The following is a 20322-nucleotide window of genomic DNA, read 5'->3' on the forward strand; positions in this document are numbered from 1 at the left end:
TCTCAGCCCGCCGCCCGCGCGTCGCGGATCTGCTTCAGCACCACCCGGGCGGCCACCGGGATCGGCGTGCCGGGGCCGAAGATGCCCTTGGCGCCGGCGGCGTACAGCGCGTCGTAGTCCTGCGCCGGGATCACCCCGCCGACGAAGACGATGATGTCGTCCGCACCGAGCTTCTTCAGTTCATTGACGATCTGCGGCACCAGGGTCTTGTGCCCGGCGGCCAGGCTGGAGCAGCCCACCGCGTGCACGTCGTTTTCCACCGCGTGGCGGGCGGCTTCCTCCGGGGTCTGGAAGAGCGGGCCGATGTCGATGTCGAAACCCAGGTCGGCGAAGGCCGAGGCCACCACCTTGGCGCCGCGGTCGTGGCCGTCCTGGCCCAGCTTGGCGATCATCACGCGCGGGCGACGGCCTTCCTCGGCGACGAAGGCCTCGATGTCGGCCTTCAGATCCTTCCAGTCCTGCTGTTCTTCCACGACGGCTCCATACACGCCGGACACGGCCTGCGGGTTGGCGCGGAAACGGCCGAAGACCTTTTCCAGCGCGTCCGACACCTCGCCCACCGAGGCGCGCAGGCGGATCGCCTTCACGCTCAGGTCGAGCAGGTTGCCCTCGCCGGTTTCCGCACACCGGGTCAACGCGTCCAGTGCGGCCTGCACGGCGGCATTGTCGCGCGTGGCGCGCACCTTGGTCAGGCGGGCGATCTGCGCCTCGCGCACGGCGTGGTTGTCGATGTCGAGGATCTCGATCGGGTCTTCCTTGGCCAGCTTGTACTTGTTCACGCCGACGATGACGTCCTTGCCCGAGTCGATGCGCGCCTGCTTGTCGGCGGCGCATTCCTCCACCTTCATCTTGGCCCAGCCGGATTCCACCGCCTTGGTCATGCCGCCCATGGCCTCGATCTCTTCGATCAGGTTCCACGCCTTGTCGGCCATGTCCTGGGTGAGCTTCTCCATCATGTAGGAGCCGGCCCAGGGGTCGACCACGTTACAGATGTGCGTTTCTTCCTGGATGATGATCTGCGTGTTGCGCGCGATGCGCGCGGAGAACTCGGTGGGCAGCGCAATGGCTTCGTCCAGCGCGTTGGTGTGCAGCGACTGGGTGCCGCCAAATACCGCCGCCATGGCCTCGATGGTGGTGCGCACCACGTTGTTGTACGGATCCTGCTCGGTGAGCGACCAGCCAGAGGTCTGCGAGTGGGTACGCAGCATCATGGACTTGGGGCTCTTCGGATTGAACTGCTTCATGATCCGCCACCACAGCAGACGCGCCGCGCGCATCTTGGCGATCTCCAGGTAGAAGTTCATGCCCACCGCCCAGAAGAACGACAGGCGGCCGGCGAAGGTGTCCACGTCCATGCCGCTGGCGATGCCGGTGCGCACGTATTCCAGGCCGTCGGCCAGCGTGAAGGCCAGCTCGATGGCCTGGTTGGCGCCCGCTTCCTGGATGTGGTAGCCCGAGATCGAGATGCTGTTGAACTTGGGCATGTGGGCCGACGTGTACTGGAAGATGTCGGCGATGATCTTCATCGACGGCGTCGGCGGATAGATGTAGGTGTTGCGGACCATGAACTCCTTGAGGATATCGTTCTGGATGGTCCCCGAGAGCTTGTCCTGGCTCACGCCCTGCTCTTCGGCGGCGATGATGTAGCCGGCCAGAATGGGCAGCACCGCGCCGTTCATGGTCATCGACACGGAAATCTTGTCGAGCGGGATGCCGTCGAAGAGGATCTTCATGTCCTCCACCGAGTCGATCGCCACGCCGGCCTTGCCCACGTCGCCGGTCACGCGCGGATGGTCCGAGTCGTAGCCGCGGTGGGTGGCCAGGTCGAAGGCCACCGACACGCCCTGCCCGCCGGCCGCCAGCGCCTTGCGGTAGAAGGCGTTGGAAGCTTCCGCGGTGGAAAAGCCGGCGTACTGGCGGATGGTCCACGGCTTGACCGCGTACATGGTGGGCTGCGGCCCGCGCAGGAAGGGCTCGAAGCCCGGCAGCGTATCGGCGTGCGGCAGGCCGTCCGTATCCGCCTTGGTGTACAGCGGCTTCACCGTCAGCCCTTCCGGGGTGATCCAGTTCAGCTTGTCGACATCGCCGTCGGGCGCATGCTTGGACGCGGCCTTTTTCCAGGCTTCGAGATCCGGCTGCGGATAGACGGGCGGCTTGGCGTTGGACATGGCAAAACCTCGGTGACGCATCCTGTCGCGGAGCACGACGGCGCGGTCGTTGTATAACGGGGCACGGCCCGGATCGTCCCTTGCCGGAAGGCGGCGACGAAACCGCCCGCGGCCAATGCCGCGGGCGGCCGTCGACGCCCCGGCGCGCAGCGTAGCCCCTCTCTCTTCACCGGCGCCCGTGGGGCGCCGGACCTCCCATGCTACGCCGCGCGGGGAAGGTTGACTTGTTGCAATCCAGAAATAATACTTTATCCATAATTATGAATGCAACGCCACCTGGCCCCATTCTGGGTGTAGCGTTCGCTACCTTCACACCAAATACAAAAACACACCATGACCGCCTCCCGCATCGCGCCGCTCGCGCTGTACCAGGAAGTCGCCGAACGCCTGCGCCAGCGCATCTTCTCCCACGAACTGCCGCCCGGCACCTGGGTCGACGAACAGGCGCTGGCCGAGCAGTACGGCATTTCGCGCACGCCGCTGCGCGAAGCGCTCAAGGTGCTGGCCTCCGAAGGGCTGGTCACCCTGAAGCCGCGCCGGGGCTGTTACGTCACCGAGATTTCCGAGCGCGATCTGGACGAGATCTTCACCGTCATGGCCCTGCTCGAAGGCCAGTGCGCGCGCGCCACCGCGCAGCGCGCCTCGGACACCGGCCTGGCCCGCCTGCGGCAGATCCACGCCGAGCTGGAGCGCGCCGCGCGCACCGGGGACATCAACGGCTTCTTCGAGGCCAATCAGGCCTTCCACCACGAATTGCAGGAAATCGCCGACAACCGCTGGCTGCTGCAGGTGATCGCCGACCTGCGCAAGGTCATCAAGCTGTCGCGCCACCACTCGCTGTTCTCGGAGGGCCGGCTGGAGCAGTCACTGGCCGAGCACCGCGCCATTCTCGACGCGCTGCTCGCACGCGATGCCGACGCGGCCGAACTGCGCATGCAGGAGCATATCCGCGGCGGGCGCTCCGCACTCGCGCGCATCGCCCGCGCGCGCAGCCGGGCTGCCTGAACACCGGAAGCAACGCCCCCGGTGCCACTGCGCCCGGCCGCTCAGTCGCGCGTCTCGGCTGCCGCCGGTGTGCCGGCGCGAGTCACCAGCACCTGGTCGATGCGGTAGTTGTCGATGTCCACCACTTCGAACTTGTAGCCGGCGTACTCCACCGAATCGGTGCGCTTGGGCACCTTGCGCAGGCGGTACATCAGGAAGCCCGCCACCGTCTCATAGTTCTCGAAGCCTTCGAACACATCGATGTCGAGCGCCTGCATGACATCCTCGATCGGCGTCACGCCGTCGATCAGCCAGGAATGGTCGTCGCGCCGCACGATCAGCTCCTCCTGGAAGGGGCTGACCAGATCGCCCATCACCGTGCTCATGACGTCCTGCAGAGTCAGCAGGCCGACCACCAGGGCGTACTCATTGACGATGATGGCGAAGTCTTCCCTGGCGTCGCGGAAGCGCTCCAGCGCCTCGAACAGGCTCAGCGTGTCCGGCAGCACGAGCACCTTGCGCACGATGGGCTCGGTGCGCAGCGACAGTTTCTGTCCATTGACGATGCGCGGCAGGATGTCCTTGGAATCCACATAGCCGATCACCGAATCGATGCCGTCCTTCTCGCACACCGGGTACTTGCCGTGGGGGTGTTCGGCGATCTTGTTGCGTGTGCTCTCTTCCGGCTCGCTCAGCGTGAGGAAGACGATGCTCTCGCGCGCGGTCATTGCCGACGGGATGATGCGCGAATCCAGTTCGAACACGTTGGCGATCAGATGCTGCTCCTGGTTGAGCAGCACCCCTGCCTGCGCACCTGCGTCCGCCATCGCGACGATGTCGGCCGGGGTGATCTCCTCGCTGCGCACGCTGGGCACGCCCAGCAGGCGGAACAGCCGGTTGGCCAGGCCGTTGAACACCCACACCAGCGGTGCGAACACAGTGACGCAGAACTGCATCGGCCGCACCGTGGCGAGCGCCAGGCGCTCGGGCTGCACCATGGCCAGGCGCTTGGGCATCAGGTCGGCGAACAGCACGAACAGCGAGGTCACCAGCACGAAAGCGATCAGGAAACTGGCGGTATCCAGCCACGGCCCGCCGTAGATGCGCCCGAGCAGGTCGGCAACATAGGGCGAGAGGGCGGATTCGCCGACGACGCCGCCGAGGATGGCCACGGCATTGAGGCCGATCTGCACCACGGTGAAGAAATGCCCGGGGCTGTCCTGCAGGGCCAGCACACGCTTGGCGTTGGGGTGCCCGCCCTCGGCCAGCAGGCGCAGCTTGACCTTGCGCGAGGCCGCCAGGGAGATTTCGGCGATGGAAAAAAAGGCGCTGACCGCGATCAGCAGGAGAATCAGAAACAGATGGTTGAGCAACGACACGATGACTCCTCGCCGGCACGTTCGGACCGCTCATGACGGCCGGCCGGATGCTGGAGTCTAACACTGTGCCATGCGGGGCGTTCGATCAACGCCTTTGTCATACCCTCTGAATCCCATCCGCACCTGAATCCGCGGGAGCGAACGATCGGCGATTTTCGCCCCCGCGAACCCCATCCGGACGGCCCGCAGCCTCAACCGCCCGCGTGCGTCATCTCCAGCGGCACCACCCAGCGGTCGTAGTCCTGCGCGCTGACGAAGCCGGAAGCCAGCGCCGCCTCGCGCAGGCTCAGGCCCTCCTTGTGCGCCTGCTTGGCGATGGCCGCCGCGCGGTCGTAGCCGATGTGCGGGTTGAGCGCGGTCACCAGCATCAGGTTGGCCTCCAGATTCGCGGCGATGCGTTCCCGCGCCGGTTCGATGCCGCGCGCGCAATGGTGCTCGAAGGCCTCGCTGGCATCGGCCAGCAGCTCGATGCTCTCCAGCACGTTGTGCGCCATCACCGGCTTGTAGACGTTGAGCTGGAAATTGCCCTGGCTGCCGGCGAAGGCCACCGTGGCGTCGTTGCCGAACACCTGCGCGCACACCATGGTGAGCGCCTCGCACTGCGTGGGATTGACCTTGCCCGGCATGATCGACGAGCCCGGCTCGTTCTCCGGAATGCGCAGTTCGCCGATGCCGCAGCGCGGCCCGCTGGACAGCCAGCGCACGTCGTTGGCCATCTTCAGCAGCCCGCCGGCCAGCGTGCGCAACGCGGCGGAAGTCTGCACCAGCGCATCGTGCGCGGCCAGCGCGAAGAACTTGTCCTCCGCATCCACGAAGGGCTGGCCGGTCAATGCGGCGATGCGCGCGGCGGCCACCTCGCCGAAGCGTGGATGGGCATTCAGCCCGGTGCCCACCGCCGTGCCGCCGATGGCCAGCGCATGCAGGCCGGGCAAGGCATTGCGCAGCGCCGCCAGGCCGAAGTCGATCTGGCTCACCCAGGCGCCGATCTCCTGCCCCAGGGTCACCGGCGTGGCATCCTGCAAGTGGGTACGCCCGGTCTTCACCACGTCGGCGAAGCACGCCGCGCGCTCGGCCAGCGTGTCGCGCAGCGCGCCCACGGCCGGGAACAGGCGGGCGTGGATCTGCTCGACCACGGCGATGTGCATGGCGGTGGGAAAGGTGTCGTTGGACGACTGCCCGCGATTCACGTGGTCGTTGGGATGCACCGGCGACTTGCTGCCGCGCACGCCGCCGGCCAGTTCGATGGCGCGGTTGGCGATCACTTCGTTGGCGTTCATGTTGGACTGCGTGCCGGAACCGGTCTGGAACACCACCAGCGGGAATTCCCCGTCCAGCTGCCCGGCGATGACCTCGTCGGCGGCACGCACGATCAGCAAGGCCAGATCCACCGGCAGTTCGCCCAGTTCGGCATTGGCCTCGGCCGCCGCGCGCTTGAGCACGCCCAGCGCGCGGATCATCGGGCGCTGCCAGCGGAAGCGCGCCACGCCGATGGGAAAATGCTCCACGGAGCGCTGCGTCTGCGCGCCCCAGTAACGTTCGGCGGGTACCTCCACGCTACCCATGGAATCGGTTTCACTACGCGTCGCGCTCATTCGGCTCTCCTCGGCAAGGGGGGACGGATAGTTGGAGCGTGGCCCACGCGATTCGATCCGCCAAGAAAAACCCCGCCACAAATGGCGGGGTCCGGTCGTGCGGACGCGGGCGGTTTCCCGCCCGCGCGGCAAGGATCAATGCACCGCTGCGCTGGCCGCGCCCACGCCGGTCTGCGCGCGCACGTACTGGTCGCCGAAGGCCTCGCGCTCGCGCTGTGCCTCGGCGCTGTTGTCGAGCAGGGACACGACGATGGCCGACAGGAAGGCCAGCGGCATGGAGAACAGCGCCGGCTGCGTGTAGGGGAACAGCGGCTCGGCGAAACCGAGCACGTCCACCCACACCGACTTGGACAGCACCACGAAGCTGACCGCGCTGAGCAGGCCGAGATAGCCGCCGGCCAGCGCGCCGCGCGTGGTCAGGTCCTTCCAGTACATCGACAGCACCAGCACCGGGAAGTTGGCCGAGGCCGCCACGCCGAAGGCCAGCGCCACCATGAAGGCCACGTTCATCCTTTCGAACAGGATGCCGAGCAGGATGGCGACGATGCCCAGGCCGATGGTGGAGAACTTGGAGACGCGCAGTTCGTCCTTCTCCGAGGCCGTGCCCTTCTTGATCACGCGGGCGTACAGATCATGGGAGATCGCCGAGGCGCCGGCCAGCGCCAGGCCGGCCACCACCGCCAAGATGGTGGCGAAGGCCACCGCCGACAGGAAGCCGAGCAGCAGGTTGCCGCCCACCGCCTGCGCCAGGTGCATGGCGATCATGTTGCCGCCGCCGATCACCTTGCCGCCGACGTCACCGCCTTCGAAGAAGCTCGGGTCGGTGCCGACGATGACGATGGAGCACAGCCCCATGATGGCGATCACGTTGAAGAAGTAGCCGATGATGCCCGAGGCGTAGAACACCGACTTGCGCGCCTCCTTGGCATCGGTGACGGTGAAGAAGCGCATCAGGATGTGCGGCAGCCCGGCGATGCCGAACATCAGCCCGAGCGCCATCGACAGCGCAGTGACCGGATCGGCCAGCAGGCTGCCCGGTGCGAGCAGGCGGGTGCCCAGCTTGTGCACTTCCATCGCGCGGTTGGTCAGCTCCTGGAAGCTGAAGCCGAACTGGCTGAAGGCCAGCAGCATCACCGCCGTGCCGCCGATCAGCAGCATGCAGGCCTTGATGATCTGCACCCAGGTGGTCGCCACCATGCCGCCGAAGGTCACGTACACCATCATCAGCGCGCCCACCACGAACAGCGCGATGTTGTAGTCCAGCCCGAACAGCAGCTTGATGAGCTGGCCCGCGCCGACCATCTGCGCCACCAGGTAGAAGCACACCACGATCAGCGAGCTGATCGCCGCCATCGTGCGCACCTTGCCTTGGTTGAGGCGGTAGGAGGTGATGTCCGCGAAGGTGAACTTGCCCAGGTTGCGCAGGCGTTCGGCCATCAGGAAGAGGATCACCGGCCAGCCCACGAAGAAGGCCACCATGTAGATGTAGGCATCCACGCCCTGCATGTAGAGCATCGCGGTGAGGCCCAGCAGCGTGGCCGCCGACATGTAGTCGCCGGCGATCGCCAGCCCGTTCTGCCCGCCGGTGATGCCGCCGCCGGCGGTGTAGAAGTCGGCCGTGGACTTGGTGCGGCTGGCCGCCCAGTAGGTGATCCCCAGGGTGAGCAGCACGAACACGAAGAACATCGCGATGGCGTGCAGGTTGAGCGGCTGGCGCTCCACCTCGCCGAGCGCCGGCTTGGCCAGCGCGAGCGCAGGCACGGACAGGGCCAGCAGCCCCGCTCCCAGGCGGGAGGACAGCTTGAGCGCGTGCGTCATCATTGACCCTCCCTCCAGGCAGCGGTCACGATTTCCGCGTTGAGTGCGTCCAGCTCTCCGTTGGCACGCCGCACGTACACCAGCGTCAACGCCAGGAAGACGACGAACTGCAGGAAACCCAGCACAATGCCCCAGGTCAGGTTGCTGCCCTCGAACAGACGGGTGGCGATGAACTCGGGGGCAAAGGCCACCAGCAGCACGAAGCCGTAGAAGAACACCGACAGGATGCCCATCATCGACCAGACGAGACGGGCGCGCTTGTTCACCAACTCCGCGAAGCGCGGATTCTTTTTAATGTGCGCATACATCGAACTAGACACTTTTTCCTCCCTCCAGAGAAAAACAACGAAAAAAGCCGTTGCCTTCCTCCACCCTCCTCGTTGGCCGCCCCGTCTGCGCGCGGCGTGCCATGTGCCTAATCTTCGAATGATATATAACATTTATAAGACTCGCAGTTATATTTTCATGAACACATAAATTTTATTTATACAAATCCCATAACCTACTGTTTCCACTCATGAACAGCCGCATCCAGCACAGCCTCTCCGACGGCATCGCCACCGTCACCCTCGCCAATCCCGCCAAGCTCAACGCCATCGACGCCGCGATGTGGCGCGACCTGCGCCGCGTCATGGAAGACCTCGGCAGCAACGCCGAGACCCGCTGCGTGGTGCTGCGCGGCGCGGGCGAACAGGCCTTCGCAGCCGGCGGCGACATCGAGGAATTCCTCACCGTGCGCGCCACGATGGACGACGCCCTGCACTACCACGACGAACTGGTGGCGCGTGCGCTCGACGCCATCCGCGCCTGCCCGACTCCCACCGTGGCGGCGATCCGCGGCGCCTGCATCGGCGGCGGGCTGGAGATCGCCGGCTGCTGCGACCTGCGCATCGCTGGCGAATCCGCGCGCTTCGGCGCGCCGATCAACAAGCTGGGCTTCTCCATGTACCCGGGCGAGATGGCCGGCCTGCTCGATCTGGTCGGCCCGGCGGTGCTGCTGGAAATCCTGCTGGAAGGGCGCATCCTGAGCGCCCGCGACGCGTTGCAGAAAGGCCTGCTGACGCGCGTGGTGGACGACGAGAAAGTGTTCGACGAAGCGCAGGCCTGCGCCGCGCGCATCGCCGCCGGCGCCCCACTGGTGGCGCGCTGGCACAAGCAGTGGGTGCGCCGCCTGGGCAGCGGCGCGCCGTTGAGCGAGGCGGAAAAGCGCGCCGCCTTCGACTTCCTCGCCACCGAGGACTACCGCGAAGGGCTGGCCGCCTTCCTGGAAAAACGCGCGCCGCGCTTCAGCGGGCGCTGAAGCGCGCCCCGGTTCAGGCCGCCGCGCGCGCCGCCCCCCGGCGCGCGTTCAGCCAGTTGTGGCCCAGCACCGCGAAAATCACCGCCATGCCGACCACCTCGGGCCATACTCCGATCGCCAGGCAGGCGATGCCGGCGCCCAGCAGCGCCAGGCGCGACGGCCATCCCATCCAGGTGAACAGATAGCCTTCGAGCACTGCCACGAAGCCCACCAGTGCCACCAGCGCCACCACGCCGTTCCAGATCACCAGCAGCACCGGCCCGCCTATGATGATCTCCGGGTTGAACACCATGAACAGCGGGATCAGATACAGCCCCTTGGCGTACTTCCACGCATACACGCTGGTCTCCACCGGCCGGCTGCCGGCGATCGCCGCCCCCGCGAAGGCCGCCAGGGCGATGGGCGGGGTCACGTTGGAATCCTGCGAATACCAGAACACCACCAGGTGCACGATCAGCAGCGGAATGCCGAACTCCGCGCTCATCGCCGGCCCCACCAGGATGATCAGCACGATGTAGCTCGCCGTCACCGGCAGGCCGAAGCCGAGAATCAGGCTGGCGATCAGCACGATGAACAGCGCCAGCACGATGTTGCCGCCGGAGAAGGTCATCATCAGCGAGGAGAACTTCAGCCCCAACCCGGTCAGGCCGATGATGCCGACGATGATGCCGCCCACCGCGCACGCCAGGCTCACGATCAGCGCGCTGCGCGCGCCCACCTCGCAGGCCTGCACCAGCTTGCCCAGCCCCAGGCGCACGGCGGCCAGCGGCGTGGGCCGCAGTGCAGTCAACTCGCCGGCCGCACGCCGCGCCGGGTGCAGCGCCTCGAACAGATAGCGCGCCACGGCCACCGCGAGAATGGACAGGATGGCGTAGAAGCCCACGCGCATCGGCGACAGGCCCATCACCAGCAGGCCCACCAGGATCGCCAGCGGCAGCAGGAAGTGCCAGCCGGCGCGCATCACCTCGCGCACCACCGGCAATTCGCTCGGGTCCATGCCGCGCATGCCGCTCTTCATCGCCACGATGTGCACGAACAGATATACGGTGAGGAAGTACAGCAGCGCCGGATACACGCTGACCTTGACGATCTCCAGATAGGGCACGCCGGTGTACTCGGCCATCAGAAAAGCGCCCGCGCCCATCAGCGGCGGGGTGATCTGCCCGCCGGTGCTGGCCGCCGCCTCGATGCCGCCGGCCTGCGCCGGCTTGTAGCCCATGCGTTTCATCAGCGGAATGGTGAACGGCCCGGTGGTGGCCACGTTGGCCGGCGCGCTGCCGGTGATCGAGCCCATGCCCAGCGAGGCCACCACCGCCGCCTTGGCCGGCCCGCCGGGCTTCCTGCCGGTGGCGGCATAGGCCAGGTCGATGAAGAACTTGCCGGCGCCGGTCACTTCCAGCACCGCGCCGAACAGCACGAAGATGAACACGTAGGTGGCCGCCACCCCCAGCGGCAGGCCGAAGATGCCCTCCTGCCCCAGGTAGAGCTGCGCCACCAGGCGCTCCACGCTGTAGCCGCGGTGCGCCAGGATGCCCGGCATGAACTCGCCCAGCCAGGGCAGCGCGCCGCGCGGCCCGGCCAGCGCGTAGAGCACGAACACCAGGCCGATGATGGTGATGCCCAGGCCGACCACGCGCCGGCTGGCCTCCAGCAGCGTCACCACGGCGAGGATGCCCACCACGATGTCGGCGGTACTCCAGAAGCCGGCCCGCGCGATGATGTCGTCGAGGAAGATCGCCAGATAGAAACCCGAAACGACCGCCGCGCCGAAGAACAGCACGTCGAGCACGATGCCCAGCGGGTTGCCCGCGCGCCGCCGGCCGAACACCGGGAAGGCCAGCATGGCGATCATCATGATGAGCGCGAGGTGGATGCTGCGCTGGTAGAACAGACCCAGCGGCTGCACCCCGGCGGCGTACATCTGGAACACGCATAGCACCACCGACAGCACGGTGATGAGCAGCGCGACAGGCCGCCACGGCGCCCACGGCCGCGCGGGTTCGAAGGATGCCGGAGGCGTCCGGCCGGATTCGATGGACATGATCGGGTCATTCATCCTGAAGAGGGGGGACGACGCGCAGCCACACTGCCTGCCGGGCGGCGAGCACGCTCAGGTCGATGCGCTCGCCGTCGATCAGCACGCGGTGGGCCACCGCCGGGGCACCCACGCGCAGGCGCAGGGCGTTGCCGGGCACGGCTTCGTCGATGTGTTCGATCCAGTAGCCGCCCTGCCCGTCCGAACGCTGCACGCCGCGCCCGGCCAGATGGCCGAGGCCGGCGGCGAAGTCGGGCTGGTGGCTGCGTTCCAGCCACAGCGTGCCGTCGCGCCAGAGGTAGCAGTCATGTACGGCAAAGCCGGCCACCGAGTGGTTCCAGGCCACGCACCAGCGCGCCTGCCCGGCCAGCGGCCGGTCCACCAGCAGTTCGCCGCCGGCCACCGTGAGCACCTGCAGGCGCGCCGCCGCCCCGCCGGCCACGGCCGCCGCCGGAAGCACGGCGGCCGCGCACAGCAGGCCGGCCAGCGCGCGCCGCCGCGCGCGGAACATGGCCGTGGCGCCTTACGGACGCAGTTGCGCCGGCACGCTGGCGCCGATCTCCTGGTAGTAGCGCAGCGCGCCGGGGTGCAGCGGAATCGGGCTGGAGCCCAGGGTGAAGTCCACCGTGGTGTCGCGCGCCGCCGAATGGATGGCGATCAGGTCGTCCACGCGCTCATAGAGCAGCTTGGTGAGGCGGTAGGCCAGGTCGTCGGACATGTCGGCATTGACCACCAGCACGTTGGGAATGCCCACGGTGCGCACGTCCTCGGCCACGCCGTCGTAGATGCCCTTGGGCAGCGTGAACTCGGCGAAGATCGGCTCCGCCGCGCGCGCCTTGGCGACTTCTTCCGGCGACAGCGACAGCAGCTTGATGGAACGGCTGGCGGCCAGGTTCATGATCGAGCTGGTGGGCGGCCCCACGCTCCACACCCCGGCGTCGATGTCGCCGTCGCGCAGCGCGTCGGCGGTCTCGTTGAAGTTCAGGCGCTGGGCGGCGGCCAGGTCGGCGTAGGTGACGCCGTTGGACTCGAACAGCACGCGCGCATTGACCTCGGTGCCGCTGCCCGGCGCGCCCACCGACACGCGCTTGCCCTTCAGGTCGGCCAGCGAGCGGATGGTGGAATTGCCCGGCAGCACGATCTGCACCGCATTCGGGTACAGCGAGGCCAGCGCGCGCAGGCCGGGCGCACGGCGGTTCTGGAACTGCCCTTCGCCGCGATACGCCTGGCTCACCGTGTCGCCCAGGGCGATCGCCATGTCGGAGTCGCCGCTATGCACCAGCGCCATGTTCTCCACCGAGGCGCCAGTGACCTCGGCCACCGCGCTGTAGCCGTCGATGTGGCGGTTGATGAGTTCGGCGAAACCGCCGCCGAGCGGGTAATACACCCCGCCGGTGCCGCCGGTGGCGATCGACAGTTGCTGCTGCGCGGCCGCGGGCGCGGCGGAAATGGCCAGCGTGGCGGCCAGGATGGCCGACAGTCCAAAGCGTTTCATGAGTCGTCTCCGATGTTTTTGATTTATGTGCGGTACGCACGCGGCGTCCGCCCGGAAACGCCTGCAAGGAGCGCGCCAGCCCGCCCACAAGGGTGCAAGGCCGGCGAAAACGGGGATTGCGCGGCGACCCGCGATGGCATCTCGGCGGTTCTCCGCCGCTTGACCGAGCAGGCATCGGCGGATTTCCGCGCACACCCATGCCCGCGGCCGCACGCCGGGCCTCAGTGCTCGCTGCGTTCCGCTTCCAGGTAACGCGCGCGCTCCAGCCCATAGCGCGCCATCTTCTCGTTGAGCGTGCGGCGCGGCAGGTCCAGGTGCGCCATCACGTCGTGGATGCGCCCGCCGCACTCGGCCAGCGCGCGCTCGATCACCTGGCGTTCGAAGCACTCCATCTGCTGCACCAGCGAGGCACCGGCGGCGGACGGCCGCGCGTCCTCCGCGCCGAAGCCGGCCAGCAGCACGCCGCCCAGGCCCAGCGCGTGGCGCTCGGCGGCATTGCGCAGTTCGCGCACGTTGCCCGGCCACGGATGGGAGAGCAGTTCGCCGAGCAGCGCACCGCCCACCGGGCGCGGCTCGCGTCCGTGTGCGCGCGCCGCCGAGGACGCGAAGAATTCGAACAGCAGGGCGATGTCCTCGGGGCGCTCGCGCAGCGGCGGGATGCGCAGTTCCACCACCGACAGGCGGTAGTACAGGTCGGCGCGGAATTCCCCGCGCGCGCCGGCCTCGCGCAGGTCGCGCTTGCTCGCCGCGATCACCCGCGCATCCACGGCGATGGCGCGGTTGGAGCCGAGGCGCTCGATGCTGCGCTCCTGCAGCGCGCGCAGCATCTTGGCCTGCATCGCCAGGGGCATGCTCTCGATCTCGTCGAGGAACAGGGTGCCGCCGTGGGCGTGCTCCAGCTTGCCGCAACGGGCGCGCGCGGCGCCGGTGAACGCCCCCGCCTCGTGGCCGAACAGCTCGCTTTCCACCATGCTCTCGGGCACCGCCGCGCAGTTGATGGCCACGTAGCGCCCGTCGCGACGCGGGCCGAAATCGTGCAGGCAGCGCGCCACCAGATCCTTGCCCGTGCCGGTCTCGCCGACCAGCACCACGCCGACGTCGGCGGCCGCCAGCTCGGCCACCGCGCCGCGCAAGGCCTGCGCCGCCGTGGAGGTGCCGAGCAGCACGTGCTCCAGCTCCCGCGCACCCACCTCGCGGCGCAGGCGGCGGTTCTCCAGGGTCAGCCGGCGCTTCTCCGCCGCGCGCCGCAGCACCTCGACGAAACGCTCCGGCGCGAAGGGCTTCTCGATGAAGTCGTAGGCCCCCAGGCGCATCGCCTCCACGGCCTTCTCCACCCCGCCGTGGCCGGTGATCACCACCACCGGCAGATCGGCGTCGAGCGCCAGCGCCTGGCGCAGCAGGTCGATGCCGTCCATGCCGGGCATCTTCAGGTCGGTCACCAGCACGCCGTCGAAATCCGCGTGCAGCCGGGCCAGCGCCTGCGCGCCGTCGCCGCAGGCCTGCACGCGGAAGCCGGCCAGCCCCAGCCACTGCCCCACCGCCGCGCGCATCGCGGCCTCGTCATCGACGAACAACACCGTGGGCGATTCACTCATGGTTTTCCTCCCCTACGCCGGGCGGCGTGCAGCGCGGCAACAGCACCACCATCTCGGCGCCGCCCCCGGCGCGATTGGCCGCGCGGATGCTGCCGCCCCAGTCGCGCACGATGCCGTAGGTGATCGACAGGCCCAGCCCCAGCCCTTCGCCCACCGGCTTGGTGGTGTAGAACGGATCGAAGATCTGGCCGATCTGCCCGGCGGCGAAGCCCGGGCCGTTGTCGCGCACCTCGATGCGCACCCGCGCGGCGCGCTGCACCACCAGTTCCACGCGCGCGCCGGGCTGGCTGCCGACCGCGTCCAGCGCGTTGTTGAGCAGATTGACGACGACCTGCTCCAGGCGGATTTCACTGCCCGCCGTCCACGCGCCAGCGGCGATCTGGCGGACGATCTCCACCCCCGCATCGCGGGCGCGCGCCTCGACCAGTTCCAGCGCGCGTTCGGCCGCGCGCGCCGCATCCACCGCCCCCCCGGCGCCGGGGTCGTCCTTGCGCGCAAAGGTCTTCAGATGCGCGGTGATGCGCGCCATGCGTTCAGCCAGGTCGCCGATGGCGTGCAGATTGGCGCCCACCTCGCCAGCCTGCCCGCGCTCGAGCAGCACGCGCCCGCTGGCTGCGTAGGTGCGCATGGCGGCCAGCGGCTGGTTGATCTCATGGGCGATGGCCGCCGACATCTGCCCCAGCGCGGCCAGCCGGCCGGCCTGCAGCAGATCGTCCTGCGCACTGCGCAGTTCGGCCTCGGCACGCCTGCGTTCCTCGATCTCGCCCTGCAACTGCGCATTGGCCTCGCGCAGTTCCCGGGTACGCGCCACCACGCGCTCTTCGAGCTGCACGCGGGCACGGCGCTCGGCCGCGCGCGTGCGGCGGCGCTGGCGCAGATACAGGCCGATGGCGATCACCAGCGCGCTGGCGATGCCGCCGATCAGCGCACCGTCGCGGCGCGCTGCCATCACGCCGTCGAGATCGGTGAATTGATGCACCGTCCAGCCCAGTTCGGCCAGTTCGGCAGACTGCTCCAGGTACAGCCGGCCGTCGGGCGGATCGTCGATGCGCACCACCTCGCCCAGCGCGCCGCTGGCCAGCCGGGTGGCGGGCAGCAGGTCCAGCGCCGCGCCGGCGTACTGCTGGCTGCGTTCGATCTCCGCGCGCATGGCGTCGTCCAACGCGGCCAGCTTGCGGTACTTCCAGTGCGCTTCGCTGGCGAGGAAGACGATGCCGTGGCGGTCGGTGACCAGCACGTGTTCGCGGGCGCCCTGCCAGACCGCTTCCTGTTCGCCGAACTCGACCTTGGCGACGGCCACGCCGACCAGTTCATCGGTGACCACTGCGCGCGACAGGAAGTAGCCCGCGCGCCCGGTGGTCACGCCGATGCCGAAATAGCCCCCACGCCCGTTCGCCACCGCGTCGCGGAAGTACGGCCGGAAACCGTAATGCTGGCCGACGAAGCTGCCCGGCTGGTTCCAGTTGCTCGCCGCCACGGTGTCGCCGGCCGGGTCCATGACGTACAGCGCGGCCACCCCGGCGGCCGCGCCGATGGTCGCCAGCTTGCGGTTGAGCGCGTCGATGCGCGTGGCGCCCGGTTCGACCAGCGTGGCCTGCACGTCGGGGTCGAGCGCCAGCATCAGAGGCAGGTGCGCCTCGCGCGCGACGCTGGCGCGCAGGTTCTCCACCACGGCCACCAGGCGGTGGGCGCCGGTCTCGCGCACCTTGCGCAGTTCGGCCTGCTCCCAGGCGAAGCGCGCCGCCGCCGCGCCCGCCGCGATCACGGCAAGCACGGCCAGCAGCGCCAGGGCTCCCCGCCAGCGGCCGTCCACCACGCGGCGCGCAAGCGCCCCGGTGTACGGCCGCCAGGCGGAAAGCGCGACAGCGGTGATGGCGCGCACGGTAGGTCTCCTCGTTCTTGTCGGACCGCGCGCCATGCTGCGCGGGCGGCCACCGGCTTCCATGCGGAGCCGGATGCGGGCGCGGAGCGATCGGGCGTTCCGTCGCGCGCACCAGTCAGAGCCTAACCACGTAGCGCTGCCCGTGGCAATGGGCATTCGCCCCGATACGCTGGACGGGCGTCGGGGAAACGTGCGAAACGGGACGGATCAGGAGAAGAAGATGCCGTGCAGCATCTTCAGGCACAGCAGCATCAGCACGCCGGCGAAGATCTTCTTCAGGATGGCGACCGGCAGGCGGTGCGCCAGGCGCGCGCCGACGGGCGCGGTCCACATGCTCACCAGCGAAACCAGCACCAGTGCGGGCAGATAGACGTAGCCCAGGCTGAACGGCGGCAGCCCGGAGGCGCCCCAGCCGTTGATCAGGTAGCCGAGGGCGCCGGCCAGCGCGATGGGCAGGCCGATGGCCGCCGAGGTGCCGATGGCCTCCTGCATCTTCACGTTGCACCAGGTCATGAAGGGCACGGACAGTGAACCGCCGCCGATCGCCACCAGCGCCGAGATGCCGCCGATGCCCACGCCCACCGCGCCCATGCCCAGCGGACCGGGCAGGCCGCGCGACGGCTTGGGCTTGACGTTGGCGAGCATCTGCAGCGACACGTAGGCCATGAAGCAGGCGAAGAAGATCGCCAGCCCCTCGGTGCTCGCGCGCGCGGCCAGGAAGGTGGCGCCGAAGGTACCGACGAGGATGCCGGGGGTGATCGCGCGCACGATGTTCCAATGCACCGCGCCGTGGGCGTGGTGGGCACGCAGGCTGGAGATGGAGGTGAGCACGATGGCCGCCATCGAGGTGCCCAGTGACAGGTGTACCACGTGCTCGAGCGGAAAGCCCTGGGCCAGGAACAGCGTGGTCAGCATCGGCACCATGATGCCGCCGCCGCCGATGCCGAGCAGCCCGGCAAAGAACCCCACGAAGGCCCCGAGGGCCAGGTAGGTCAGCCACCATGCATCGAAACTCATCGTCTTTCCCCGCCCAGCGCCGACGGCGCGTGCAAAGGGTGAATTGTGAAGTCCTCCCCGGCCCGCTGTCACCCTTGCGGCGGTTGATCTGCAACATTTTCGGCGCTGATGCGCCGCCCTAGGATGGTTGCTGAAGCCGGAGCCGCACAATCACGACATACTACGTTCGGCCTATCGCGGACACACTGTCCGCGCAATAAAAAAGGGGGAGACCACGCCATGCTGTTCGCGCCATTCCGCAACACCTCGATCCGCACCCGCCTGCTCACCGCCGTCGCCTTGCTGGTGGGCGGCCTGCTGTACTTCGCCGTCGGCCAGATGGCCGAGCGCATCGCTGCCGCCCGCGCCCTGTCCACGGTGGAAACCCTGTCCGCCGTGGCCGTGCGCGCGAGCGCGCTGATCCACGAACTGCAGAAGGAGCGCGGGCTGTCCGCCGGCTTCCTGGCTTCGCGCGGGCAGCGCTTCGATACCGAACTTGGCGCCCAGCACACGCTCACCGACCGTTACGCTGCCGAACTGCGCGACCGCCTGGCCGGGCTCGCTGCCGGTTTCGGCGACCCTTCCTTCGCCGTCGCGCTGGGCGAGGCGCGCGCGGAGCTCGATCGTCTTGCCGACATGCGCGCCAAAGTGCGCGCGCTGGAAACCGACGGCGCCGCCAGCTTCGCCTACTACACTGCCGCCATCGACCGCCATCTCGCACTGATCACCGCCACCCACCGCCTCAGCGACCAGCAGTCCGTCTCGCAGGCCCTGCTCGGCTACCTGATGTTCATCCACGCCAAGGAACAGGCCGGCCGCGAGCGCGCCACGCTCAACGCGGCGTTCTCCGCCGACGCCTTCGATGCCGCGTTGTACCGCCGCTTCATCGCCATCGTCGCCGCGCAGGACACCTACCTGGCGGCCTTCCGCGATTTCGGCGGCGACGACGCACGGGCGCTGTTCCAGCGCCAGCAGGATTCGGTCGAAGCCCGCGAGGTGGCGCGCATGCGCGCGGTGGCGCTGGAACGCGCCGCCAGCGGCGGTTTCGGCATCGAACCGGCGGCCTGGTTCGCCGCCATCACCCGCAAGATCGACGGCATGAAGGAAGTGGAAGACCTGCTCTCCGCCGAACTCGACGCCCGGCTCGCCGCCCTGTCCGCCGAGGTCCGCGCCGGCTTGTGGGTGGCCGGCGCGCTCACGGCCGCCAGCCTGCTGCTGGCACTGTGGTTCGGCCTCACGGTGCGCGGCATCCTCGCTTCGCTGCGCGGCGCGGTTCAGGCCGCCGAGCGCATTGCCGGGGGCGACCTGCGCGTGCGCATCGAGGTCGACCGGCAGGACGAGGCCGGCCAGCTGCTGCTGTCGATGAAGCACATCGTCGAGCGCCTGTCGCGCACCATCGGTGAAATCCGCGCGGCCGCCGACCAGCTCACCGATGCCGCCACACAGGTCAGCGGCACCGCGCAATCCCTGTCGCAGAGCGCCAGTGAGCAGGCCGCCAGCGTGGAGGAAACCTCCGCCGGCATCGAGCAGATCTCCGCCGCCATCGACCACGCCAGCGAGAACGCGCGCACCACCGGGGAAATCGCCGGGCTCACCGCGCACGAGGCCAACGCGGGCGGCGAGGCGGTGCGCGAGACGGTTACCGCCATGCAGCAGATCGCCGCGCGCACCGGCGTGGTCGATGACATCGCCTACCAGACCAACCTGCTCGCCCTCAACGCCGCCATCGAGGCCGCGCGCGCCGGCGCCCATGGCAAAAGCTTCGCCGTGGTCGCCGCCGAGGTGCGCAAACTGGCCGAACGCGCCCAGGTCGCGGCGCACGAGATCGCCGAACTGACCGGGCACAGCGTGAACACTGCGGAAAGCGCCGGCGGGATGCTGGAGAAGATCGTCCCGGACGTGCGCCGCACCGCCGAACTGGTGCGCGAGATCGCCGCCTCCTCGGCCGAGCAGGCCAGCGGCATCGGCCAGATCAACACCGCCATGAGCCAGCTCAGCGAGGCCTCGCAGCACAACGCCAGCGCTTCCGAGCAACTGGCCGCCACCGCCACGCAGATGGGCGGACAGGCGCGCCGCCTGCACGAACTGCTGGAGTACTTCCACATCGCCGGCGAGGCTCAACCCTCGCCGGCGGCTGCCTCGATGGCACGCGCCAGATAGGCCAGACGCGGCCCCAGGTCCTTCTCGATGCGCTCGGCGGTGAGCGCGAAGGCCGGGCCGCTGGCCGACAGCACCAGCAGGTCGTGGTCCGGACAGCGCAAGGGCACCGCCACCGCGTTGGTTTCGCGCTTCCAGTCGCCCAGCGAGGTGCAGTAGCCCAGCACGCGGTGCTCGGCCATCGCCTTGCGGATGCCGGCCTCGGTGGCCGCCCAGTTGTCCGGCGCGCGCTGGCGGGCGTGCCCGAGCAGGTAATCGCGCTCCGCCGCCGGCAGCCCGCACAGGAAGGCGCGGCCGATGGAGGTGGACACGATGGGCAACTGCACGCCGGGATCCACCTTCAGCGTCACCAGCGCGCGCGGCCGGCAGTTTTCCAGATAGATCATGTCGAGCCGCTCACGGGTGGACAGCGCCACCTGCACCTGCGCGTACTCGGCCAGATCCTGCATCAGCGGGCGGGCGATCTCGCGCACCCGCGTGTTGCCCAGCGCGGCCTGCCCCAGCGCCAGCACCGCCGGCGTCACCCGGTAGCGCCCGGAAGCCTCGTCCTGGCGCAGGTAGCCCAGGCGCAGCAGCGTATGGGTGAGCCGCGACACGGTGGATTTGGCCAACCCGGTGCGCGCGGCCAGTTCGCTGTTGGACAGCAGCCGGGTCTGTGCCGAGAAGCAGCGCAGCACTTCCAGCCCGCGCGCCAGCGCGGTGACGAACTGGCGGTCGTCCTGCGCTTCGGCGACCTCTCCGAGCGGAGGCAAATCCCGGCTCATGTTCTGCATGGCGGAACAAAATTGCTGAAATTCCAGCTTTTTTTGTAGTGCATGACCCTGAACCTTCCGATGGAGGCGAATGTTTGCCAGCATAGCAGCACACATTCGATATGAGATTCCGCACAGCGGAACAATGCCACTCGAGGAGGCCGCACAC

General features: G+C 68.7%; 15 protein-coding genes. 3 read left to right on the plus strand and 12 right to left on the minus strand.

The window, feature by feature from the left end:
* Positions 1-2: 2 nt before the first annotated feature.
* Positions 3-2168, minus strand: coding sequence for a methylmalonyl-CoA mutase (scpA, locus tag E6C76_RS15510; protein WP_136349133.1), 2166 nt, complete (start codon positions 2166-2168; stop codon positions 3-5).
* A gap of 333 nt (positions 2169-2501) precedes the next feature.
* Between scpA and E6C76_RS15515 the strand changes: the two genes are divergently transcribed.
* Complete coding sequence (locus tag E6C76_RS15515) at positions 2502-3173, plus strand: GntR family transcriptional regulator (protein WP_136349134.1); 672 nt, start codon at positions 2502-2504, stop codon at positions 3171-3173.
* 41 nt (positions 3174-3214) lie between these two features.
* Here the strand turns inward: E6C76_RS15515 and E6C76_RS15520 are convergent, their stop codons facing one another.
* The 4 genes from E6C76_RS15520 to E6C76_RS15535 all read right to left on the minus strand — a co-directional run bounded on the left by E6C76_RS15520 (position 3215) and on the right by E6C76_RS15535 (position 8249).
* Positions 3215-4531 carry a hemolysin family protein gene (locus E6C76_RS15520; RefSeq protein WP_211090240.1) on the minus strand — a complete coding sequence of 439 codons (1317 nt, stop codon included), beginning with the start codon at positions 4529-4531 and terminating at the stop codon, positions 3215-3217.
* A gap of 191 nt (positions 4532-4722) precedes the next feature.
* Entirely contained in the window at positions 4723-6123 is a 1401-nt protein-coding gene (gene fumC / locus E6C76_RS15525) for a class II fumarate hydratase (RefSeq protein ID WP_136349135.1), read from the minus strand.
* Between the two features lie 135 nt (positions 6124-6258).
* Positions 6259-7941: a cation acetate symporter gene (locus E6C76_RS15530; protein WP_136349253.1), complete on the minus strand. Its 1683-nt coding sequence runs from the start codon at positions 7939-7941 to the stop codon at positions 6259-6261.
* Positions 7941-8249, minus strand: coding sequence for a DUF485 domain-containing protein (locus E6C76_RS15535; RefSeq protein WP_136349254.1), 309 nt, complete (start codon positions 8247-8249; stop codon positions 7941-7943). The genes E6C76_RS15530 and E6C76_RS15535 overlap by 1 nt, the downstream gene beginning before the upstream one ends.
* A 209-nt stretch (positions 8250-8458) precedes the next feature.
* Between E6C76_RS15535 and E6C76_RS15540 the strand changes: the two genes are divergently transcribed.
* Positions 8459-9241: an enoyl-CoA hydratase/isomerase family protein gene (locus E6C76_RS15540; protein ID WP_136349136.1), complete on the plus strand. Its 783-nt coding sequence runs from the start codon at positions 8459-8461 to the stop codon at positions 9239-9241.
* A 13-nt stretch (positions 9242-9254) separates the two neighbouring features.
* Here the strand turns inward: E6C76_RS15540 and E6C76_RS15545 are convergent, their stop codons facing one another.
* The 6 genes from E6C76_RS15545 to E6C76_RS15570 all read right to left on the minus strand — a co-directional run bounded on the left by E6C76_RS15545 (position 9255) and on the right by E6C76_RS15570 (position 17265).
* Entirely contained in the window at positions 9255-11282 is a 2028-nt protein-coding gene (locus E6C76_RS15545; protein WP_136349137.1) for a TRAP transporter permease, read from the minus strand.
* Positions 11283-11289: 7 nt separating this feature from the next.
* Positions 11290-11787 (minus strand): DUF1850 domain-containing protein, encoded by a 498-nt coding sequence (locus E6C76_RS15550; RefSeq protein ID WP_136349138.1) that lies wholly within the window; start codon positions 11785-11787, stop codon positions 11290-11292.
* Positions 11788-11799: 12 nt separating this feature from the next.
* Positions 11800-12771 carry a TAXI family TRAP transporter solute-binding subunit gene (locus tag E6C76_RS15555; RefSeq protein WP_136349139.1) on the minus strand — a complete coding sequence of 324 codons (972 nt, stop codon included), beginning with the start codon at positions 12769-12771 and terminating at the stop codon, positions 11800-11802.
* A gap of 221 nt (positions 12772-12992) precedes the next feature.
* Positions 12993-14366: a sigma-54-dependent transcriptional regulator gene (locus E6C76_RS15560; RefSeq protein WP_136349140.1), complete on the minus strand. Its 1374-nt coding sequence runs from the start codon at positions 14364-14366 to the stop codon at positions 12993-12995.
* Complete coding sequence (locus E6C76_RS15565; RefSeq protein ID WP_168734360.1) at positions 14359-16248, minus strand: sensor histidine kinase; 1890 nt, start codon at positions 16246-16248, stop codon at positions 14359-14361. The genes E6C76_RS15560 and E6C76_RS15565 overlap by 8 nt, the downstream gene beginning before the upstream one ends.
* A gap of 207 nt (positions 16249-16455) precedes the next feature.
* On the minus strand, positions 16456-17265 hold the full coding sequence (locus tag E6C76_RS15570; RefSeq protein ID WP_136349142.1) for a sulfite exporter TauE/SafE family protein: 810 nt from the start codon (positions 17263-17265) through the stop codon (positions 16456-16458).
* 219 nt (positions 17266-17484) lie between these two features.
* On the opposite strand from E6C76_RS15570, the gene E6C76_RS15575 reads away from it, so the two are divergent.
* Entirely contained in the window at positions 17485-19404 is a 1920-nt protein-coding gene (locus E6C76_RS15575; protein WP_168734361.1) for a methyl-accepting chemotaxis protein, read from the plus strand.
* On the opposite strand, the gene E6C76_RS15580 is transcribed toward E6C76_RS15575, so the two are convergent.
* Positions 19362-20153: an IclR family transcriptional regulator gene (locus E6C76_RS15580; RefSeq protein WP_211090241.1), complete on the minus strand. Its 792-nt coding sequence runs from the start codon at positions 20151-20153 to the stop codon at positions 19362-19364. The genes E6C76_RS15575 and E6C76_RS15580 overlap by 43 nt on opposite strands.
* Positions 20154-20322 lie beyond the last annotated feature (169 nt).

The sequence above is a fragment of the Pseudothauera nasutitermitis genome (genome assembly GCF_004801295.1).
GTDB lineage: Bacteria > Pseudomonadota > Gammaproteobacteria > Burkholderiales > Rhodocyclaceae > Pseudothauera > Pseudothauera nasutitermitis.

Excerpts from the sequence above, each read along its gene's own strand:
- E6C76_RS15545 (WP_136349137.1), bottom strand. The coding sequence starts at position 11,282 with ATGTCCATCGAATCCGGCCGGACGCCTCCGGCATCCTTCGAACCCGCG.
- E6C76_RS15575 (WP_168734361.1), top strand. The coding sequence starts at position 17,485 with ATGCTGTTCGCGCCATTCCGCAACACCTCGATCCGCACCCGCCTGCTC.
- E6C76_RS15550 (WP_136349138.1), bottom strand. The coding sequence starts at position 11,787 with ATGTTCCGCGCGCGGCGGCGCGCGCTGGCCGGCCTGCTGTGCGCGGCC.
- scpA (WP_136349133.1), bottom strand. The coding sequence starts at position 2,168 with ATGTCCAACGCCAAGCCGCCCGTCTATCCGCAGCCGGATCTCGAAGCC.
- E6C76_RS15540 (WP_136349136.1), top strand. The coding sequence starts at position 8,459 with ATGAACAGCCGCATCCAGCACAGCCTCTCCGACGGCATCGCCACCGTC.
- fumC (WP_136349135.1), bottom strand. The coding sequence starts at position 6,123 with ATGAGCGCGACGCGTAGTGAAACCGATTCCATGGGTAGCGTGGAGGTA.
- E6C76_RS15555 (WP_136349139.1), bottom strand. The coding sequence starts at position 12,771 with ATGAAACGCTTTGGACTGTCGGCCATCCTGGCCGCCACGCTGGCCATT.
- E6C76_RS15570 (WP_136349142.1), bottom strand. The coding sequence starts at position 17,265 with ATGAGTTTCGATGCATGGTGGCTGACCTACCTGGCCCTCGGGGCCTTC.
- E6C76_RS15535 (WP_136349254.1), bottom strand. The coding sequence starts at position 8,249 with ATGTATGCGCACATTAAAAAGAATCCGCGCTTCGCGGAGTTGGTGAAC.
- E6C76_RS15515 (WP_136349134.1), top strand. The coding sequence starts at position 2,502 with ATGACCGCCTCCCGCATCGCGCCGCTCGCGCTGTACCAGGAAGTCGCC.
- E6C76_RS15530 (WP_136349253.1), bottom strand. The coding sequence starts at position 7,941 with ATGACGCACGCGCTCAAGCTGTCCTCCCGCCTGGGAGCGGGGCTGCTG.
- E6C76_RS15560 (WP_136349140.1), bottom strand. The coding sequence starts at position 14,366 with ATGAGTGAATCGCCCACGGTGTTGTTCGTCGATGACGAGGCCGCGATG.